Genomic DNA, 20,302 nt, shown 5'->3' with positions numbered 1-20,302 from the left:
AGTTGGGCGGGCCGCCGTCGCTCCCCCGTTTTCTTCTCCAAGAAGGCCGGATACTCTAGTCCAAATGTCGCCATATCCGATCGAGGACTTGAGTCGGCCCTTGAACGGCGACGCCGAATCCTCTCACCGCTTCGTCGACGACGGCGGACTGCGAGCCTCGCGCCGAGTCGCTCAGTCGACGCTCAACGAAGAGTCAACCCCATGCCCTCCGTACTGATCGGTCCGTTGCTCATTCGCAACCAGCCCGGCCCCTTTCGCACGATCTTGACCGAGGCCGGCTTCGACGTGATCGACCCGGCCGGCGAAGACAACGCGGTGAGCCGCGACGAGCTGGTCAAGCATCTGCCGCACGTCGACGCCATGGTGGTCGGAGCGGAGCGGCTGACCCCCGACCTCTTCGCGATCGCCCCCAAGCTCCGCGTGGCCGCCCGCACCGGGGTCGGCTACGACATGGTCGACCTCCCCGCCGCTCGCGCCCACGGGGTCGTGGTGACCATCACCCCGGGGACGAATCAAGAGAGCGTCGCCGAGCAGGCGTTCGCCCTCCTGTTGAGCCTGACGCGCAGCGTCGTCCGCAACCACGAGGCGATCCGAGACGGCGGGTGGGATCGGCGCATGGTCGTTCCGCTTCGTGGCAAGACGCTCGGACTGATCGGCCTGGGACGGATCGGCCGCGCGGTCGCGACCCGCGCCCAAGCCTTCGGCATGCGCGTCGTCGCCCACGACGTCGGCCCCGTGACGGAGTTCGACGCCCAGCACGGCATCGAACGCCTCGGCCTCGACGCGCTGCTCGCCGCCTCGCACGTGGTCAGCCTGCACGTCCCCGTCACGGAGGAAACCCGCAACCTGGTCGACGCTCGGTTCCTGAGCAAGATGCGGCCGGGCTCTTACCTGCTCAACACCGCCCGCGGCGGCCTGGTCGTGGAGGCCGACCTCCGCGACGCCCTCGTGGCCGAACATCTCGCCGGCGCGGGGCTCGACGTCTTCCAGATCGAGCCGCCGGAGCCGGGCAACGTCCTGCTGAGCGCGCCCAATCTGGTGTTCAGCCCGCACGTGGGCGGGACCGACAGCCAGTCGATGAGCGACATGGCCGAGATGGCCGCCCGCTGCATCGTCGATCTCCATCAAGGCCGATGGCCCGCCGCCTGCGTGGTGGACGGCTCGCTTCAAAACGGCTGGAAGTGGTGACGCGAGGCGAGAACCAAAAAAAGTGAGCGGGGAATTCGCCCCGCTCACTTTCGATGTAATCAACGGCCGACGAGCGAACTCGATCAGACCTGGAACGACGACCCGCAGCCGCAACTCTTGGCGACGTTCGGGTTGTTGAAGACGAACCCGCGCTTTTCGAGGCCGTCGTAGAAGTCGAGGACCGTGCCGTCGAGGTAGGGGTCGAACTTCTTTTCGACGGCCATCTTGACGCCATGGACCTCGACCACCCGGTCTTTGTCCGAGGTGTCGGTGTCGAAATTGAGGCTGTAGGAGAAGCCGCTGCAACCGCCGCCCTGAACGCCGACGCGAAGCACGGTGCCCTCGGGCAGGCTCTGATCGGTGATGATCTTCTTGACTTCGCCGGCAGCCTTCTCGGTAAGGGTCACGCCCATCGAACAATCTCCTTGTTTCCAGACCGACTCGAAAAACCACCTCGGAACCGCATCGATCCCAGACACTCAATCATACCGCGTCGTCAACTGATTCACACGCCCGTCGTCGCCGACCACGCCGCGCTGTGGGTTCGCAACCGGCCGACGGACTCGGCGACGAGGTCGATCGCATAATCGATCTCGTCCTCGGTATTGAACCGCCCGACCCCGAACCGAAGGCTGGCCCGGGCGGCTTCATCATCGCGCCCCATCGCCCGAAGTACATGGCTCGGCTCGGGTTCGACCGACGTGCACGCCGCCCCCGAGCTGACCGCGACGTCGCGCATGGCCATCATCAGAGCCTCGCCGTCGACGAAGGCGAAGCTGAGGTTGAGATTGCCGTCGAGTCGCAACGTCGGGTGGCCGTTCAACTGAACCTCCGGCACCCGGCCGCGAATCCCGGCTTCCAGCCGATCGCGGAGCCCGCGAATCCTCGTCGAATCTTCCGCCTTGTCGCAAATCATCAACTCGACCGCCTTGTCCAGCCCCACGATCAAGGGAACCGGCAAGGTGCCGCTCCGCAAACCGCGCTCGTGGCCGCCGCCGTCGAACAGCGGCTGCAACCGCACCTGAGGGTCGCGCCGCCGCACGTAGAGAGCGCCGACGCCCTTGGGACCGTAGATCTTATGGCCCGAAAGGCTGAGCAAGTCGACGCCGTCGACCTGGACGTCGACGTCCACCTTGCCCACGGCCTGGGTGGCGTCCGTATGGAAAACGATCTTGCGATCGTGGCAGAGCCGCCCGATTTCCCGGATCGGATTGAGCGTCCCCACCTCGTTGTTCGCCGCCATGATCGAGACCAGCACGGTCGCCGGCGTGAGGGCGGCTTCGATCGCCTCGGCCGAGACCCTGCCGGTCTCGTCGCAAGGAACGAAAGTCACGTTCCAGCCTTCCCGACCCAGACGCTTCATGACGTCGACGACGGACTTATGCTCCGAAGCGGCCGTGATCAGATGATCGCCGCGCCGCTTGAGGGCCGGCAGCGCGCCCTTGATCGCCAGGTTGTTGGCTTCCGTGGCGCCCGAGGTGAACACGATTTCTTTCGAATCGGCCCCGATCCACTCGGCGACACGCGTCCGTGCGCGCTCCACGGCCTCGGCCGCCTCCCACCCGAAGCGGTGCGAGACGCTGGCCGCGTTGCCGTAAATCTCGGAAAAATACGGCAGCATCGCCGCGACGACCCGTGGGTCGGTCCGCGTCGTCGAATGGTTGTCGAGATAAACGGGCGATCGGGACACGAGAGCAGACCTCAATCGCCGTGATCGCTCGCGCGGCGAACTGGATGGGCGGGTCGAAGACGTGCCGGCTGCGTTTTTCAACACTTATCATGCACATTTTATCCTACGCGTCGTCGTCGGTCGAATCAAGTTGAGCAAGAACCAGCCGAAGATCGGCGATCCGGAAAGAATTCCGGGTTGTCGAAATGATGTTGAGGGTGTAGAACGCCGAGTGATTCGCCGGGCGCCAGGGTGGGCGTTTGACTTGCAACAGGACAGGATCGAGCACGGCAGGGAGGCTGGCATGGCATACGACAAGCGACAGGCGGCGGAGGAATTTGCGCGCTGGAGCGAGAGCTACGACCGCTGCGTCCTCCAGTGGCTTTTGTTCGGGCCGTCGCACCGCGCGTTGATCAAGCGGATCGAGGCCGTCGCCGGCCGTAAACCGATCTCGGTGCTTGACATCGGCTGCGGAACTGGCCTGTTCGCGTCGCGGCTTCAGGCCGCGCTGCCTGAGTCGCGGGTCGTCGGCCTCGACCTGGTCGCCGGGATGCTGGCCATGGGGGAGCGTCGCTGGCGATACCACGAGGAGACGGTCTTCCCGGTGCAGGGCGACAGCGAACGCCTGCCGTTCGCCGCCGGCTCGTTCGACTTCATCACCTGCGCCAACAGCTTCCACCATTATCCCAACCAAGAGCAGGCCGTCGCCGAGATGCATCGCGTCCTGAAGCCGGGCGGCCGGCTCCTCCTGATCGACGGATATCGCGACGCCCCCTGGGGTTGGTTCATTTACGACGTCTGCGTGACGTATCGCGAGGGGAACGTCCACCACGCGTCGTCGCGGCGGTTTCGCGAGATTCTGGATCGCGCGGGGTTCCAGGCCGTCGCGCAGAAGGTCCATCGCGGTTTCGCCCCGTTCTTGCTGAATGAGGCCGTCGCCGCCGAGCCGATCCCCGCGTTCTCGGGTCCGCATTTCCGGGTTCGGTCGCCGTCGTCGGTCGCCCAGCGATCGGAAAGCTGATTCGACCAAGGTAAGAGCTTGCTCATGCCGAGCGGCCGAGGGAGTCCGGCCGCCGGCGCGCGTCGGACTCGTGCTTTGCACGCCAGACCGCTTTGGTCCGCCATGTCGGAATCGGCGAGCGAGAAATCGCCTGCTGGCGGTCACTTTGGAGAATGGTCCGGATTGATCCTGACCCGGGATGTGGACTGTCGGCGACGGCTCCGCGCTGGTATATCTGCTCAATCCGCGAGCGAAGCGGACGAGTAGAGACAACCCTGCCGGAAGGCCCTCCCTTTCGCGTCCGTGACCTTCACCATTGCTAGACGCCGGTCGAACAGCCGGCTTGACCGGTCCCAACGAGCCGCGTCTCGTTGCGGCGGGTGGAGCAGGATCGTGCAGCTTGACGTGACAGAATGCAGCCGGTGGGAAGATGCGCTCGGCCAGGTCGGCCGTGGGCTGTGGACCGCCGTCGACGGCGATGGCTCGGTTCGATTCGACCCCGCGCCGGCTCCCTCCGACCGGTCTCGATCGGTCTTCATCCCCGCTTGCCCGCTGGAAAAACTCGGCGAGCCCTCGTTTCGATCCACGCACGGCGTCCGCTACGCATGCGTGGCCGGTGCCATGGCGAACGGGATCGCCTCCGTGGAACTCGTCGAGGCCATGAGCCGGGCGGGAATGCTTGGAATTTTCGGAGCGGCGGGCCTGGCGCTCGAAGTCGTCGACGCCGCCGTGCAGCGAGTTCAGAGTAGTTTAGGAAACAAAGCACCTTACGGCTTCAACCTGATTCATAGTCCGCAGGACGGGGCATTGGAATCGGCGGTCGTCGACCTGTACCTGCGCCGCGGGGTGCGGCTGGTGGAGGCTTCGGCGTTCCTCGACCTGACGTTGCCGGTCGTCCGGTATCGCGTGGCCGGCGTTCATCGCGATGAACAGGGGCGGGTGGTCGCCCCCAACCGGATCATCGCCAAGGCGTCGCGCGTCGAGGTCGCCCGCAAATTCCTGTCGCCGCCGCCGGAACGCTACCTGAGAACGCTGGTCGAGCAAGGGACGATCACCGCCGATCAAGCGGCGATGGCCGCGACGATCCCGATGGCGGAGGACCTGACCGCCGAGGCCGACTCCGGGGGCCATACCGACAACCAGCCGCTGGTCGTGCTGCTGCCGACCATGATCGCCCTTCGCGACCGGCTCGCCGCCGAGCATCGGTACGACCGTCCGTTGCGGATCGGCGCGGCGGGAGGGATCTCGACCCCTTGGGCCGCCGCTGGGGCCCTCGCGATGGGGGCGTCGTATCTGGTGACCGGCTCGGTGAACCAGTCATGCGTCGAGGCCGGAACCTCCGAAGCCGTCCGCGCGTTGCTCGCCCAGGCCCAGCAGGCCGACGTCGCCATGGCGCCCGCGGCCGACATGTTCGAGATGGGAGTGAAGGTTCAGGTCCTCAAGCGAGGAACCATGTTCGCGATGCGGGGGGCGAAGCTCTACGAGTACTATCGGGCTTATAACAGCCTCGAACAGATCCCCGAGGCGGACCGCCAGAGCCTTGAGAAGACGATCCTGCGAGCGCCGGTGGCGGAGGTCTGGGACCAGACCCGCGCGTTCTTCGCGCGCCGCGACCCGGCCCAGATCGTTCGGGCCGAGGCCGACCCCAAGCACAAGATGGCCCTGGTGTTCCGCTGGTATCTGGGCCAATCGTCGAACTGGGCCAACGTCGGCGAGCCGACCCGGACCCTCGACTATCAGATCTGGTGCGGCCCCGCGATGGCGGCCTTCAACGATTGGGTTCGCGGTTCGTTCCTGGAACGTCCCGAGAACCGACGAGCGGCGACGGTGTCGCTCAACATTCTTTACGGGGCGGCCGTGTTGCTTCGTGCTCGTTTCGCCGCCTTCCAGGGCGTCGCGCCGCCGTCCGGCGTCCCCCGATTGACGCCCTTGCAGCGTGAAGAGATTGAGAACCGGAACGTGGGACCTTAACATAGCTGCTCCACCTACAGCCGTTGTGTCGCCCAGATGACCGAGAGCCCCCACCCAGCCCGCATCGACGCTCGAAAGGGAAGTGACTTGACTCAGGCCGACTCCTCGCGACCCGTTCCGGTGGCCATCATCGGGATGGGCTGCCTGTTCCCGATGGCCGACGGCCTCGAGCGCTACTGGTCCAACATTCGCGGCCGACTGGACGCGATCACCGAGGTTCCGCCCACTCACTGGCGGCCCGAGGATTACTTCGACCAGGATCCCAAAGCGGCGGATCGGACGTACGCGCATCGAGGCGGATTCCTCTCGCCGGTCGACTTTCCGCTGCTCGACTTCGGGATCGCCCCACATACCGTGGAAGCGACCGACACGACCCAGCTTCTCGGGCTGCTGGTCGCGAAGAAGGCCCTCGAAGACGCCGGCTACGGCGCGGGCCGCGATTACGCCCGCGACCGGGTCAGCGTGATCCTCGGCGTCACCGGAACCCTTGAGCTGGTGATCCCCCTGGGCGCGCGACTGGGCCACCCGATCTGGCGACGGGCGCTCGACGAGGCGGGCGTCGACGCGGAAACCGCCGCCGACGTCGTCCAGCGGATCTCCGATTCGTACGTCGGCTGGCAGGAGAACTCGTTCCCCGGGCTCCTGGGCAACGTGGCGGCCGGCCGGATCGCCAACCGGCTCGACCTGGGGGGGGCCAACTGCGTGGTCGACGCCGCGTGCGCCAGTTCGTTGGGCGCGGTGAACCTGGCGATGCACGAGCTGGCCTCCGGCCGCTGCGACGTCGCGCTCTCGGGCGGGCTCGACACGTTCAACGACATCTTCATGTACATGTGCTTCAGCAAGACGCCGGCCCTGTCGCCGAGCGGCGACGCGCGGCCGTTCGCCGCGTCGGGCGACGGCACGATTCTGGGCGAGGGCCTGGGCGTCCTCGTGCTCAAGCGGCTGGACGACGCCAAGCGCGACGGTGATCGGATTTACGCGGTGATCCGGTCGATGGGGGCTTCCAGCGACGGCAAGGGGCAGTCGATCTACGCCCCAGTGGCGAGCGGGCAGGTCAAGGCGCTCCGCCAGGCTTATGAGCAAGCGGGCGTCACTCCCGACTCGATCGAGCTGATCGAGGCCCACGGCACCGGCACCCGGGTCGGCGACGGCGTCGAGGTCGAGGCCCTCGAAGAGGTCTACCGAGGCGCCCGGCCGGACGGTCCGTGGTGCGCTCTGGGCTCGGTCAAGTCGCAGATCGGCCACGCCAAGGCGGCGGCCGGCGCGGCGGGGCTGATCAAGGCCGCCCTGGCCCTTCATCACAAGGTCTTGCCCCCCACGATCAAGATCGACCGGCCCATCGACCCGTTGGCGAGGGACGGATCGCCGTTCTATCTCAACGTCGACAATCGCCCCTGGGTTTCGACCGGAAGGCATCCTCGCCGCGCCGCCGTCAGCGCGTTCGGCTTCGGCGGCAGCAATTTCCACTGCGTGCTCGAAGAGGTCGAGCCCGATCGCGCGGCCGTCGACTGGGGCGGCGACGTCCAGCTCCTGGCCTATTCGGCCGACGACCCGAAGGCTCTCGACAGCCTGCTGCCGCGCTGGTCCGATAAAACGTCGTGGCCCGAGGTTCGGGCCGAGGCCGCTCGGAGCCGATCGGCGTTTCGGTCGACTCATCGAGTGCGGCTCCTGATCGTTGCGCAACGCGGCGAGGAGAACCTGCCGGGCTTGATCGAGGAGGCCCGCGACCGCCTGAAATCGTCGGCCGCCGCCACGAAAACGGTCAGGGCGCGACGCGTCTTCTTCGGCGAGGGGGACGCACCGGGACGGCTGGCCTTCCTCTTCCCCGGTCAGGGCTCTCAGTACGTCGGGATGCTTCGCGACCTGGCCTGCCGGTTTCCGCGCATGCTCTCGGCCCTCGAAGCGGCCGACGCGGCGACGACGTCGATCGGCGCGCGGCTGAGCGATCGGATCTATCCGCCGTCCGTCTTCTCGGACGACGAGCGCCGACGGCAGGACGAGGCCCTCCGCGACACCCGATCCGCCCAGCCGGCGATCGGCGCGGTCTCGCTCGGGCTGCTTCAGATCCTCGGTGATTTTGGCCTTCGCCCCGACATGGTCGGCGGCCACAGCTTCGGCGAGTTGACCGCGCTGCACGCGGCGGCAAGGATCGACGCTCGCGCTCTCGCCATCCTGGCGAACGAGCGCGGCGCTCTCATGGCCGATTGCGCCGGCGACAAAGATTCCGGCGCCATGCTTGCGACGTTCGCGCCGGCCGACCAACTCGCCGAATTCTTGCGGCGGCATGCGCTCGACGTCGTCGTTGCCAACAAGAACGCGCCTCGTCAATGCGTTCTTTCCGGCCCCAAGGCCGAGATCGAGCGAGCGGAAGCCCTGCTCGCGACCGAGAAGATCACGGCGAGGCGGCTGCCGGTCTCGGCGGCCTTCCACAGCCGGTTCGTCGCCAAGGCGCGCGGGCCGCTGCTCGACGCGCTCGGCGGCGTCGAGGTGAAGCCGGGGACGATCCCGGTCTTCGCGAATGCGACCGGCGAGCCTTACCCCGCTTCGGCCGATGGCGCTCGTGAGTTGCTGGCCGACCAGCTTGCCCAGCCGGTCGAGTTCACGGCCATGGTCGAGGCCATGCACCGCGACGGCGCCCGGACGTTCGTCGAGGTCGGGCCGGACGCCAAGCTGTCGGGCCTGGTGGCGTCGATCCTTGAAGGGAAAGCCCATGCCGCCCTCGCCGTCGATTCGGCGCGCGGCGAGGCCGGCGACCTCGTCGGCCTCGCGACGGTCCTCGCGAGCCTTGCCGCGTCGGGCTATGCGCTCGATCTCCCGCAATGGGATTTCGGCTTCCAGCCGCCGCCCCCGGCGACCAAGCGAAGCGGCCTGACCGTCCCGGTCTGCGGCGCTCATCCTCGCCCTGTCTCGAAACCCCGACCCGCGACTCCGGCCCTCGCGAAACCGGCTGTCAAAGCCGAAGCCCCGCCGCGGCCGATCGCATCGCCCACGACTTCCACCGCCGGCCTCGTCGCCCCGTCGCCGACGCGGACAAACCAGCAAAAAGCCCTTGTCGAGCGGACCATGAATTCCTCTCAGAACCAAACCCTCGCCTCCTCGAACGGCCACGCGCACGCTCCCGCCCCTTCTCGACTCCCGGCGCCGCGAACGACGTCCGCTTCGAACCTGGCCCCGGTCTTCCAGCAGACGCACGACCACCTGCTCGCCCTCCAGCAACTCGCCCAGCAGACGGCGCAGCTCCATCAGCAGTTTCTCGAAGGCCAGGAAGCGACCCAGCGGACCTTCCAGACGCTCCTCGAACAGCAATTGCGGCTGGCCGGCGACGTCGCGCCTCGTCCCGCCGCGCCGGTTTCGCAACCCGCCGCCGTCCAGCCCGCCAGCCTGCCAGCCAAGCCGCCGGCTCCCAAAGCCGTGACGCCCCCACCTGCCCCGGTCGCCCCTCCGGCCCCGGCTCCGGTCAAGGTCTCGGCGCCGGCCACCAACGGCCGACACGTCGAAGCCCCGCCCGCCCCCGTGTCGAACGTCTCGGAAACGGCAAAGGTGTTGCTGGAGACGGTGGCCGAGAAGACCGGCTATCCCGCCGACATGCTCGAGCTCGACATGCAGCTCGACGCCGACCTCGGCATCGACTCCATCAAACGCGTCGAGATCCTCTCCGCGCTCCAGGACCGGCTCCCCCACGCCCCGGCCGTCCAGCCCGACCAGCTCGGAACGATCCGATCCCTCCGTGACATCGTCGCCCTGCTCAATGTGGGAGGCGGAACGATCGCGACGCCGCAGCCGGCGCCGGCCGTCAGCGTCAACGGCGACGCCAAGGTGGCCGAGGTGTTGCTGGAGACGGTGGCCGAGAAGACCGGCTATCCCGCCGACATGCTCGAGCTCGACATGCAGCTCGACGCCGACCTCGGCATCGACTCCATCAAACGCGTCGAGATCCTCTCCGCGCTCCAGGACCGGCTCCCCCACGCCCCGGCCGTCCAGCCCGACCAGCTCGGAACGATCCGATCCCTCCGCGACATCGTCGCCCTGCTCAATGTGGGAGGCGGAACGATCGCGACGCCGCAGCCGGCGCCGGCCGTCAGCGTCAACGGCGACGCCAAGGTGGCCGAGGTGCTGCTGGAGACGGTGGCCGAGAAGACCGGCTATCCCGCCGACATGCTCGAACTCGACATGCAGCTCGACGCCGACCTCGGCATCGACTCCATCAAACGCGTCGAGATCCTCTCCGCGCTCCAGGACCGGCTCCCCCACGCCCCGGCCGTCCAGCCCGACCAGCTCGGAACGATCCGGTCCCTCCGCGACATCGTCGCCCTCCTTGACGGCGGCGCGGCCGAACAAGCCCAGCCTGTCGCGCGTCCCGAGCCCGTCGTTCAACGAGAGACGCGGCCGGCGGTCCGCCTCGATCGCCTGACGCCCCGTCCTCGTCCGCTCGACGCTCCCGACACTCGCGAGACGATCCGCCTGACGCCGGGGGGGGAAGTCTGGATCACGGACGACGGATCATCGCTCACGGCGGCCCTCGAAACGGCCCTAGTCGAGCGGGGCCTTCGCGGCCGGGTGATCTCGACGTCCGATCCAGTCGCGGCGACGAATGGTCAACGGCCCTGCGGTCTGATCGTGGTCGCGCCGGCCTTGGGCGCCGACGACTCGTTCGTCAAGAACGCGTTCCGGCTGATCCGCGCGGTGGGCCCGATGCTGCGAGGCCAGTCGGCCCAGGGAGGCGCGGCGGCTCTCTTGACGGTCTCGCGGCTCGACGGCGCGTTCGGTCTCGAAGGGCTCGGGGCGTCGGTCGAACCGACGTCCGGCGGTCTCGCCGGGCTCGCCAAGACGGCGAGCTGGGAATGGCCCGAGGTGCATTGCAAGGCCGTCGACCTGGACCGAGACGCGTCTAACGTCGATGACTCGGCGCAGAGGATAGTCGAGGAGCTGATCCGATCGGGTCCCGCCGAGGTCGGTCTGTCGGCGAGCCGGACGATTCAGGTCGCGCTCGACCGCGTGGAATGGCTGTCGGGCAATCATCGCCGCCGGCCGGTCGTCGATCCGGGGGATCTGGTCGTCATCACCGGGGGCGCCCGGGGGATCACCGCCGAGGCGGCCGTCGCGCTCGCCGCCGAGTTCGGTCCTCGGCTGCTCTTGCTGGGCCGGACGCCGGTTCCTGATTCCGAACCCGCGTGGCTGGCCGCTCTCGACGATGAGGTCGCCGTTCGCTCGGCGCTCCGGCTCCATGCGACCGAGCCGATGACGCCCCAGAAGCTCAACGAGCGCGGCCGGCAGATCATGGCCCAGCGCGAGATTCGCCGGAACCTCGAACGGATCAACCGGGCTGGTGGCAAGGCGATGTACCAGTCGGTCGACGTCCGCGACCGCGCGGCCGTGCGGGCGCTCATCGATCAGGTCCAGGCCGTCCACGGGCCGGTTCGCGGCCTGATCCACGCCGCCGGGGTGCTGGCCGACCGTCGAATCGACGACCAGACCGACGACCAGTTCGCCCTGGTTTACGACACCAAGATCGACGGCCTGAACGCCGTTTTCGAGGCGATCGAGCCGACCGCGCTCCGCGTCCTCGGCCTGTTCTCGTCGTCCACCGCGCGGTTCGGCCGAACCGGTCAGGTCGCTTACGCGGCGGCCAACGAGGTGCTCAACAAGTGGGCCCAGGTTCAGGCCCGTCGGCTTCCCGACTGTCGCGTCGTCTCGTTCAACTGGGGCCCCTGGGACGGCGGCATGGTGACCTCCGCCCTCCGGCCGTTGTTCGAGAGCGAAGGCGTCGGGCTGATCCCGCTCGCCGACGGCGCCCGCCTCGTCGTCCGTGAACTCCAGGAGTCGCGCGAGAATCCGGTGGAAGTCGTCGTCCTCGCCGATCCTCCGCAAACCGGCGAGCCGACTCCGACGCCGACGCCGGAACCCGAGCGTTCCGCCAACGACGACCTGCGCCCGGCCTTCGACCGCATCGTCGACGTCCACGCTCTGCCGGTGCTCAAATCGCACGTCATCGACGGTCACGCCGTCCTGCCGATGGCCTTGATCATGGAATGGCTGGGCGAGGCGGCTCTCCACCGGCATCCCGGCCTGGTCGTCGAGGGTCTCGACGATCTGCGGCTGTTCAAGGGGGTGGTTCTTCGCGACCACAAGCCGGTGACGGTGGCGCTGCACGCCGGCAAGGGAGATCGCCGAGGTTCGGCTCTGGCCGTCCCGGTCGAGATGCGTGGCTCACTCGACGGCGGCCGCGAGATCGTCCACGCTCGGGCCGTGGTGAACCTGGCCGAACGGCACGTCGAAGGCCGTCGCACGCTGACCGAGGGGAACCTGCTTCCGCTCGCCGCCGATCGTGACGAGATCTATCAGCGAAGCCTGTTCCACGGCCCGGCCATGCAGGCGATCGAGCGGGTCGAGGGCTGCGACGAACAGACGATCGCCGCCTGGGTCTCGACCGCCCCCGCGCCGGCTTCTTGGATCGCCAAGCCGTTGCGTCAGCAGTGGCTCACCGACCCGCTGGCGATCGACGCGGCGTTCCAGTTGATGATCCTCTGGTGCCTTGAGCGGACGGGCTCGGGCTCGCTGCCGACGGCGATCGGGTCGTATCGGCAATTCCGCCGTCGGTTCCCGGACGACGGCGTCCGGGTCGTGGCGACGGTCCGGCAGTCGAGCGATCGTCGGGCCGTGGCCGACGTGGAGTTCCTCGACTCGCGCGACGAGCTGGTCGCGCGGATGGAGTCGTACGAGTGCGTGATCGACGCCTCGCTCAACCTGGCGTTCCGCCGCAATCGCCTCACGCATCTTGAGACGGCTACGAACTGACGATGATCGAGCAACGCACGTCCGCTGTGGCGATCGTGGGCATCGGGGCGATTCTCCCCGGCTCACCGACCGCCCGAAGTTTCTGGCGCCTGGTTTCGGCGGGACTCGACGCGACGACGGAGCCGCCGCCCGGTCGTTGGCTCCTCGACCCGTCGCGGGCCTACGATCCGCTCGTCGGCCGGGCCGACCGCGTCTACACGACGCGCGGGGGCTTCACCGACGACGAGCCGCTCGACGTCGGCGATCTCGCCATCGACCCCGCGCTCGTCGCCCGGCTCGATCCGACCTTCCGCCTCGCGCTGCGTACGGCCCGCGACGCCTGGAACGCGGCGAGGACCGAGACGATCGACCGCTCCCGCGTCGGCGTGATCTTCGGCAACATCGTCCTGCCCACCGAGACGACGTCGTCCCTCACCCGGGAAACCCTGGGACGGACGATCGAGGACGCTCTCGGAGTTCCGCCGTCCGGTCCCTCGAACGACGAGCCGTATAACGCGTTTCCCGCCGGCCTGCCCGCGAGCCTTGTCGCCCGCGCGTTGGGCTTCGGAGGCCCGGCCTTCACGCTCGACGCCGCCTGCGCATCGTCGCTCTACGCGCTCAAGCTGGCCTGCGACGAGTTGACGACGGGCCGGGTCGACGCGATGCTCGCGGGGGGCGTCTCGCGTCCCGACGCACTCTACACCCAGATGGGCTTTTCCCAGCTTCGCGCGCTCTCGCCGCGCGGCCGGTCGGCCCCGTTCGACGACGAAGGCGACGGCCTGATCGTCGGCGAGGGCGCGGGCCTCTTCGTCCTCAAACGGCTCGATGACGCCATCCGGCAAGGCGACGTGATCCACGGCGTCATTCGCGGGATCGGCCTCTCGAACGACCTCCACGGCGACCTGCTCGCCCCCAGCAGCGAAGGTCAGTTGCGCGCCATGCGCGCGGCCTACGACCAGGCGGGATGGTCGCCCGACGACGTCGACCTCGTTGAGTGCCACGCGACCGGCACGCCCGTCGGCGACGCGGTCGAAGTCGAGAGCCTCAAGGCCCTGTGGTCGGATCATTCCATCGAGATCCCGGGCCGCTGCGTGATCGGCTCGGTGAAGTCGAACGTCGGTCACATGCTCACGGCGGCCGGCGCGGCGGGGCTGCTGAAGGTGCTGCTGGCGATCGAGCACAAAGTGCTGCCGCCGACGGCCAACCACACGAACACGTCGCCGCGACTCGGACTGGACGAGAGCCCGTTCCGCGTCCTCAAGACCGCCGAGCCGTGGCCGCCGGCCCCGTCCGGCCGCCCTCGACGCGCGGCGATCAGCGGGTTCGGGTTCGGCGGGATCAACGCTCACATGCTGATCGAAGAATGGACCGGCCAGCCGGTTGCGATTGAGTCGACAGTCAAAGCGCCCGCCTCGCCGAGCAAGCCGGTGGCGATCGTCGGCGTCTCGGCCCATTTCGGCCCCTGGCGCGGGCTGCCGGCTTATCAACATCGCGTGCTCGGCGGCGAGACTGATTCGAAGGCGGGACACCTGCTCGACGGCCTCCGGGTCCGGGTGGGACGATTTCGGATACCGCCTCTCGAACTGGAGTCGATGCTTCTCCAGCAGTCGCTCATGCTTCAGACGGCGGCCGAGGCGATCGACGACGCGCGCTGGTCGTCCGATACCGGCCTGCGAACCTGCGTCGTGGTCGGTTTGGGCCTCGACCTGAACACCACGAACTTTCAACTCCGCTGGTGGCTGACCGCTCGGGCGCCGGAGTGGAACGCGGAACTCGGCTGGAATCTCTCCCCGCGCGAGCTAGACGACTGGATCGTCGAAGCCTGCGATGCGATCCACCCCGCGCTCTCGCCCAACCGGACGATGGGATCATTGGGAGGTCTGGTAGCCAGCCGGATCGCCCGCGAATTCCGGATCGGCGGGCCGAGCTTCACGGTCTCGTGCGACGAGAACTCGGGCCTGGAAGCCCTCCGCGTGGCGGCCGATTGGCTCGCCCGGGGCGAGGTCGATTCGGCCGTCGTCGGCGCCGTCGACCTGGCGGGCGACGAACGGACGGCACGCGCCGCCGGCAGGCTCGTGGGCGCGTCGGAACCCTTCACGCCCGGCGAGGGGGCCACGGCCCTCGTCCTCAAGCGCCATGCCGACGCCGTCCGCGACGGCGATCGAATCTACGCGGTGATCCGCGATCCGCGAGCTGTCGGCGTCTCGCTGGATTCGGTCCGTCGCTCGATCGGCTGGACGGGCGCGGCCGAGGGACTGGCGGCCGTCGCGGCGGCGGCCGTCGCGCTCGACCGGGCGATCCTTCCGCCTTCAGACGCGATCGGTCCCCGTTACTGGCTCCAGAACCGCGAAGACGGCCCGCGCGTCGCCGTGGTCCGTCAGCAAGGGCTCGGCGGGCTCGATCAGACGATCGTCCTCGAAGGCGTCGACGACCCGTCGCGGCCCACTCGAACCCGGTCGCTCGGCCCCCATCCCCGGGCGATTTTCGCGGTTGGCGGGCGTGACGCGACCCAACGCGCCGCGCGTCTGGCGAAGCTTGAGAGCCTGGCCGCCGAAGACCCGTCGCGGCCCATCGAAACCCTCGCGCGGCTCTGGCATCAAGCCGGTCTCAACGAAGCGGAAACGCCCGCACTGGCGCTGATCGCCGCCGACGCCACGTCGCTCGCGCGGGCGATTCGAGCCGTCCGCGACGATCGACCGATCGAGGGAGTCGAGTTCTTCCCGCCGAGGCTCGACTGGGACGGCCCGCCGCAAGTCGCGCTGACGTATCCGGGGCTCGGCAACGTGTTCGCCGGCATGGGGAGCCAGCTCTCGGCGCTCTGGCCGGAACTGCTGGGCGAGCTGGAGAGTCGTTACGCGACGGTCCGCGACCAGTTCGCGCCCGATGCCTGGTGGAACGGTCCGCTGCCGACTCGAATCGACGACCACCGCCCCGCGATCCTCGGCCAGATCTCGGTCGGTTCGCTGACGACGGCTCTCTTTCAGAAGCTAGGCGTGAAGCCCGTCGCGGCCGTGGGTTACAGCCTGGGCGAGTCGGCGGCACTCGTCGCGCTCGGCGCGTGGGCCGACCGCGACGACATGCTGAAGCGTCTCATGGCCTCGCCGCTGTTCGCCACCGACCTGGCGGGCCCCTGCTCGACCGCCCGCCGCGCGTGGGGACTGGCCGACTCGGAGCCGGTCGACTGGGTTGCGGGGATCGTCCCGCGCTCGGGCGACGACGTCGACGCGGCGATCGCCGGCGTCGACCGCGTCTACGTTTTGATCCGCAACGCGGTCGACGAGTCGGTGATCGGCGGCCAGGGCGACGCGGTGCGCGGGGTGTTGCAAACCCTGCGTTGCCCGTTCCTGCCGCTCCCGCTGGTGAGCACCGTCCATTGCGAGGTCGGCCGGGCCGTCGAGTCCGAGTACCGGGCGCTCCACGAGCTGAAGACCGCGCCGGTGGACGGCGTGACATTCTACAGCGGCGTCTGGGGGACGGCCTACACGCCCGATCACGAGACCGCCGCCGCCGCGATCACGGCCCAGGCCGCTCATGTGATCGACTTCCCGCGCGTGGTCGAGAAAGCCTACGCCGACGGGGTTCGCGTCTTCCTCGAAATGGGGCCGGGCTCGTCGTGCACGCGACTGATCGGCCGCATCCTCGGCGATCGTCCCCACCTGGCCGTCTCGGCCTGTCCCGCCGAGGGGGACGCCCTCGACGCGGTCTTGCGAGCCCTGGGCGAACTGATCGCCGCCGGGGTTCCGGTCGACCTGGGATTCCTTTACGACGGAGCCCTTGAAGGTCAAGCCGACGACGCCCCCGGCGATCGCCGTGAGATCGTGATCGATCGCGGCCGCGCGGTGGTCGGGCTGCCTTCGGCGCCGCGACTCGTCCCCGCCGAGCGGGTGGCGGAACCCGACCGGCCGATCGATCCCGAGCCGGCGCTCGGCCTCGTCGATGTTTTTCTTGCGCCTGATTCGCCCGCCGCGGTCCTGGATGATTTATCAAGCATGTCCAATCCGATCGCTCACCAACCGACGCTCAACCTCTCGGCCGAAGGCCCGAGCGAATCGTCATCCCCCTTGCTCCGTCAATTCCTGGAAACCCAGCTCGCCGCGAGTCGGGCGCATGAAGCCTTCCTGCGGTTGTCGCAGGGGTTTTCCGAATCGATGGGGCGACAGATCGCCCTCGAATTCGACCTGCTCGACGCCGGCGAACTTCCTGTGACGGCCGCGCCTGTCCTGGAAATGCATAGAAACGAAGCACCGCCGGCCGTCTCGACACCGTCGCCCGCGATCACGTTCGAACCCGTCGCCCTCGACCGCGCGCAGTGCCTGGAATTCGCGATCGGATCGATCGGCGCGGTGCTCGGGCCCGCGTACGCCGAGATCGATTCGCATCCGACGCGGGTCCGGTTGCCGGACGAGCCGTTGATGCTGGTCGACCGCATACTGACCATCGAGGGGCGGCTGGGCTCGCTCACGAGCGGCCGGGTGGTCACGGAGCACGACGTTCTGCCCGGCGCCTGGTATCTCGACGGCGGCCGGATCGCGCCTTGCGTGGCCATCGAGTCGGGTCAGGCCGACCTGTTTCTCGCGGGTTATCTCGGCATCGACCTGATCACCAAGGGGCTGGCGGTCTACCGTCTGCTCGACGCCACGGTGACGTTCCATCGCGACTTGCCGGCGCCGGGCGACGTGATCCGCTACGACATCGTGATTTCGAGCTTCTTCCGGCAGGGCGAGACCCACCTGTTCCGGTTCGGGTACGACGCCACGGTGAACGGCGAGCCCCTGATGACCATGCGCGACGGCTGCGCGGGGTTCTTCTCGGAAGCGGCCCTCGCCGCCGGCAAGGGGATCGTGCCGCGACCGCTCGACGCCAAGCCGCGCCCCGGCGTGCGGCCCGACGACTGGCGCGACTTGACGCCGTCCACACCGACGACGCTCGACGCCCGGCAGGTTGACGCCCTTCGCGCGGGGGACCTGCACGCGGCCTTCGGGTCGCCGTTCGATCAGATCGATATGGCCGATCCGCTGCCGTTGCCCGGGGGCCGGATGACGCTCGTCCATCGGGTCGAGACGCTCGATCCTCGGGGAGGCCGGTTCGGGCTGGGCCTGATCCGGGCCGAGGCCGACATCCATCCCGACGACTGGTTCATGGTCTGCCACTTCGTCGACGATCGGGTGATGCCCGGCACGCTCATGTACGAGTGCTGCCAGCACACGCTGCGGATCTTCTTGATGCGGCTAGGCTGGGTGGGCGCGGCCGACTCGGTCCGCTACGAGCCCCAGACGGGCGTCGCCAATCGCCTGCAATGCCGCGGCCAGGTCGTCGCGACGACCCGGACCGTGACGTACGAGATCACGATCAAGGAGCTGGGCTACGGCCCCGAACCGTACGCGATCGCCGACGCCCTGATGTTCGCCGACGGCAAGCCGATCGTCGAATTCACCGACATGGGGCTGCGGCTCTCGGGGACGACCCGCGAGGAGCTGGAACGGCTCTGGGAAGGCGCCCGGACGTCGAAGCTCGTTTATTCGCTCGACCAGATCCTCGCCTTCTCGACGGGCGCGCCGTCGGACTGCTTCGGCGAGCGGTTTCGGCCGTTCGACTCCGAGCGGTTCATCGCCCGGCTGCCTCGGCCGCCGTATCAATTCTTGGATCAGGTGACGATCCTCGAAGGCGACCTCTGCGTTCAAGCCGTCGGCGCGTCCGCCGAAGCGGAATATACGGTCCCTCCCGACGCCTGGTACTTCGACTCGGACCGTCAGCCGCACGTCCCGTACGCGGTGCTGCTCGAAGCGGTTCTTCAGGCGTGCGGCTTCGTTTCGGCCTTCATGGGCTCGGCCCTGACGAGCGACGGCCCGCTCAAGTACCGCAACCTCGGCGGCCGAGGCCGGCAGCATCGGATCGTCGATCGGAACTCCGGAACGCTCCGGTCGAGCGTCCGCGTCGTGAAGATCAACCGCTCGGCGGGGATGCTGCTGCATCATTTCGAGATGTCGATCCACGACGCCTCGGGCCTGGTGTTCGACGGCGACACCTACTTCGGCTTTTTCCACCCCGACGCGTTGATCGATCAGGTCGGCGTCCGCGAGGCGGTTCCTTACGAGCTGACCGACGACGAGCGGCGGATTTCGCGGTCGTTCCCGTTGCCGGACGCCGCGCCGTTTCCCGACCGGAAATGGCGGATGGTCGAGCAGGTCGACGCGTTCGTGTCGCAAGGAGGTCCGAACGGACTCGGTTTCATCGAGGGGAGCGGTGCCGTCGATCCCGGGGCCTGGTTCTTCCAGGCTCATTTCCTCGGCGACCCGGTCTGGCCCGGTTCATTGGGGTTGGAATCGTTGCAGCAACTCCTTAAAGTCGTTGCTGCCGAGCGTTGGGACGCGGGCCCGGACGCGGTGTTCGATTCGCCCGGGCTGGGCGTCGAGCACGGCTGGACCTACCGTGGGCAGATCGCGTCCACCAATCGCCGCGTGACGACGCAGGCGGTGATCACCGCCGTCGACGACGATCGACGGCTCATCACCGCCGACGGCTTGTTGCGGGTCGACGGCAAGGTCATCTACCAGATGAGCGGTTTCACGCTCGGCCTGCGATCGCGCTAGACGCGGTCGGTCGAGGGCGACGGCATCCAGGACCGGCGGGGCCCATGGGATCGATGAAATACGAGAACGTCTATATTGAGGCGTTCGGCTACGAGGTCGCTCCGGTGGTCGTCTCTTCCTCCGAACTGGAGGAGCGGCTTGCGCCGGTGTATGAGGCTTTGCACCTGATCCCCGGCCAGCTCGAAGCCCTGACGGGGATCATCGAGCGGCGTTGGTGGGAGGAAGGGCATCGGATCTCCGACGGCGCGATCGTCGCCGCACGCCGCGCCCTTGAGGCCGCCGACATTCCCGCCGACCAGGTCGAAGCCCTGGTTTACGGGGGCGTCTGCCGCGAGTACTTCGAGCCCGCGACGGCCTGCCGGATCGCGTCGGAGCTGGCGATCAGTCCGGGGGCCGTGATTCACGACCTGAGCAACGCCTGCCTGGGCGTGCTCAGCGGCATGATCGACGTCGCCAACCGGATCGAGCTCGGCCAGATCCGCACGGGGATGGTCGTCGCCTGCGAGACGGCCCGCGAGATCAACAACGTCATGATCGAGCGGATGTGCCAGAACCCGAGCATGGATTTCTTCAAAGAGGCGCTGGCCACGCTGACCGGGGGTTCCGGGGCGGTCGCGGTCCTGCTGACCGACGGCCAGCTTTCGCGAACCAAGCGGCGGCGGCTGCTCGGCGGCGCGGTCCAGTCGGCGCCCCAGTTCCACGACCTCTGCCGCTGGGGCGTCGAGGCGGTGAAGCCGCTGACGAACGGTCCGCTGCAACAGTTCACGTCGACCGACGCCACGGCCGTGCTGACTCACGGCGTCGAACTTGGGGTGAAGACCTGGCAGTCGTTCCTCCGCAAGCTGGGCTGGGTCAAGGAGCAGGTCGACAAGGTCGTCTGCCACCAGGTCGGCGGGTCGCATCGCGACACGATCTTGCGATCGCTGGGACTGCCGATCGAGAAGGATTATTCGACGTTTCCGTATCTCGGCAACATGGGAACCGTCTCATTGCCGCTGACCGCCGCGCTGGCCGAAGACCGGCAGGTTCTCCACCCTGGCGACCGGGTCGCGTTCCTCGGAATCGGCAGCGGCCTGAACTGCCTGATGCTGGGCCTGGAGTGGTAAGCAG

Annotated in this window: 8 protein-coding genes; 6 read left to right on the top strand and 2 right to left on the bottom strand. The window is 68.3% G+C overall.

Going from position 1 to position 20,302, the window contains the following annotated elements:
* The first annotated feature begins 201 nt into the window (after positions 1-201).
* Positions 202-1,188, top strand: coding sequence for a phosphoglycerate dehydrogenase (locus tag BSF38_RS23240; protein WP_076349497.1), 987 nt, complete (start codon positions 202-204; stop codon positions 1,186-1,188).
* A gap of 83 nt (positions 1,189-1,271) precedes the next feature.
* Here BSF38_RS23240 and BSF38_RS23235 read toward each other — a convergent pair whose 3' ends face one another.
* Complete coding sequence (locus tag BSF38_RS23235) at positions 1,272-1,601, bottom strand: HesB/IscA family protein (protein WP_076349496.1); 330 nt, start codon at positions 1,599-1,601, stop codon at positions 1,272-1,274.
* A gap of 92 nt (positions 1,602-1,693) precedes the next feature.
* Positions 1,694-2,878 carry a cysteine desulfurase family protein gene (locus tag BSF38_RS23230; RefSeq protein WP_076349495.1) on the bottom strand — a complete coding sequence of 395 codons (1,185 nt, stop codon included), beginning with the start codon at positions 2,876-2,878 and terminating at the stop codon, positions 1,694-1,696.
* A 283-nt stretch (positions 2,879-3,161) separates the two neighbouring features.
* Here BSF38_RS23230 and BSF38_RS23225 point away from each other — a divergent pair, with 283 nt between their 5' ends.
* The 5 genes from BSF38_RS23225 to BSF38_RS23205 all read left to right on the top strand — a co-directional run bounded on the left by BSF38_RS23225 (position 3,162) and on the right by BSF38_RS23205 (position 20,298).
* Positions 3,162-3,878, top strand: a complete 717-nt coding sequence (locus BSF38_RS23225) for a class I SAM-dependent methyltransferase (RefSeq protein WP_076349494.1) — start codon at positions 3,162-3,164, stop codon at positions 3,876-3,878.
* Between the two features lie 372 nt (positions 3,879-4,250).
* On the top strand, positions 4,251-5,828 hold the full coding sequence (locus BSF38_RS23220; protein ID WP_076349493.1) for a PfaD family polyunsaturated fatty acid/polyketide biosynthesis protein: 1,578 nt from the start codon (positions 4,251-4,253) through the stop codon (positions 5,826-5,828).
* Positions 5,829-5,864: 36 nt separating this feature from the next.
* A complete protein-coding gene (locus BSF38_RS23215) occupies positions 5,865-12,623 on the top strand; it encodes a type I polyketide synthase (RefSeq protein ID WP_076349492.1) in 6,759 nt (2,252 codons plus the stop codon).
* A 2-nt stretch (positions 12,624-12,625) separates the two neighbouring features.
* Positions 12,626-19,192, top strand: coding sequence for a beta-ketoacyl synthase N-terminal-like domain-containing protein (locus BSF38_RS23210; protein WP_076349491.1), 6,567 nt, complete (start codon positions 12,626-12,628; stop codon positions 19,190-19,192).
* A gap of 53 nt (positions 19,193-19,245) precedes the next feature.
* Complete coding sequence (locus BSF38_RS23205) at positions 19,246-20,298, top strand: 3-oxoacyl-ACP synthase III (protein WP_076351348.1); 1,053 nt, start codon at positions 19,246-19,248, stop codon at positions 20,296-20,298.
* Positions 20,299-20,302: the final 4 nt, after the last annotated feature.

Source organism: Paludisphaera borealis (genome assembly GCF_001956985.1).
In the GTDB taxonomy this organism is placed as follows: Bacteria; Planctomycetota; Planctomycetia; order Isosphaerales; family Isosphaeraceae; genus Paludisphaera; species Paludisphaera borealis.
The sequence above is the reverse complement of the archived record's forward strand: the minus strand, read 5'-3'. Positions and strand labels throughout refer to the sequence as shown.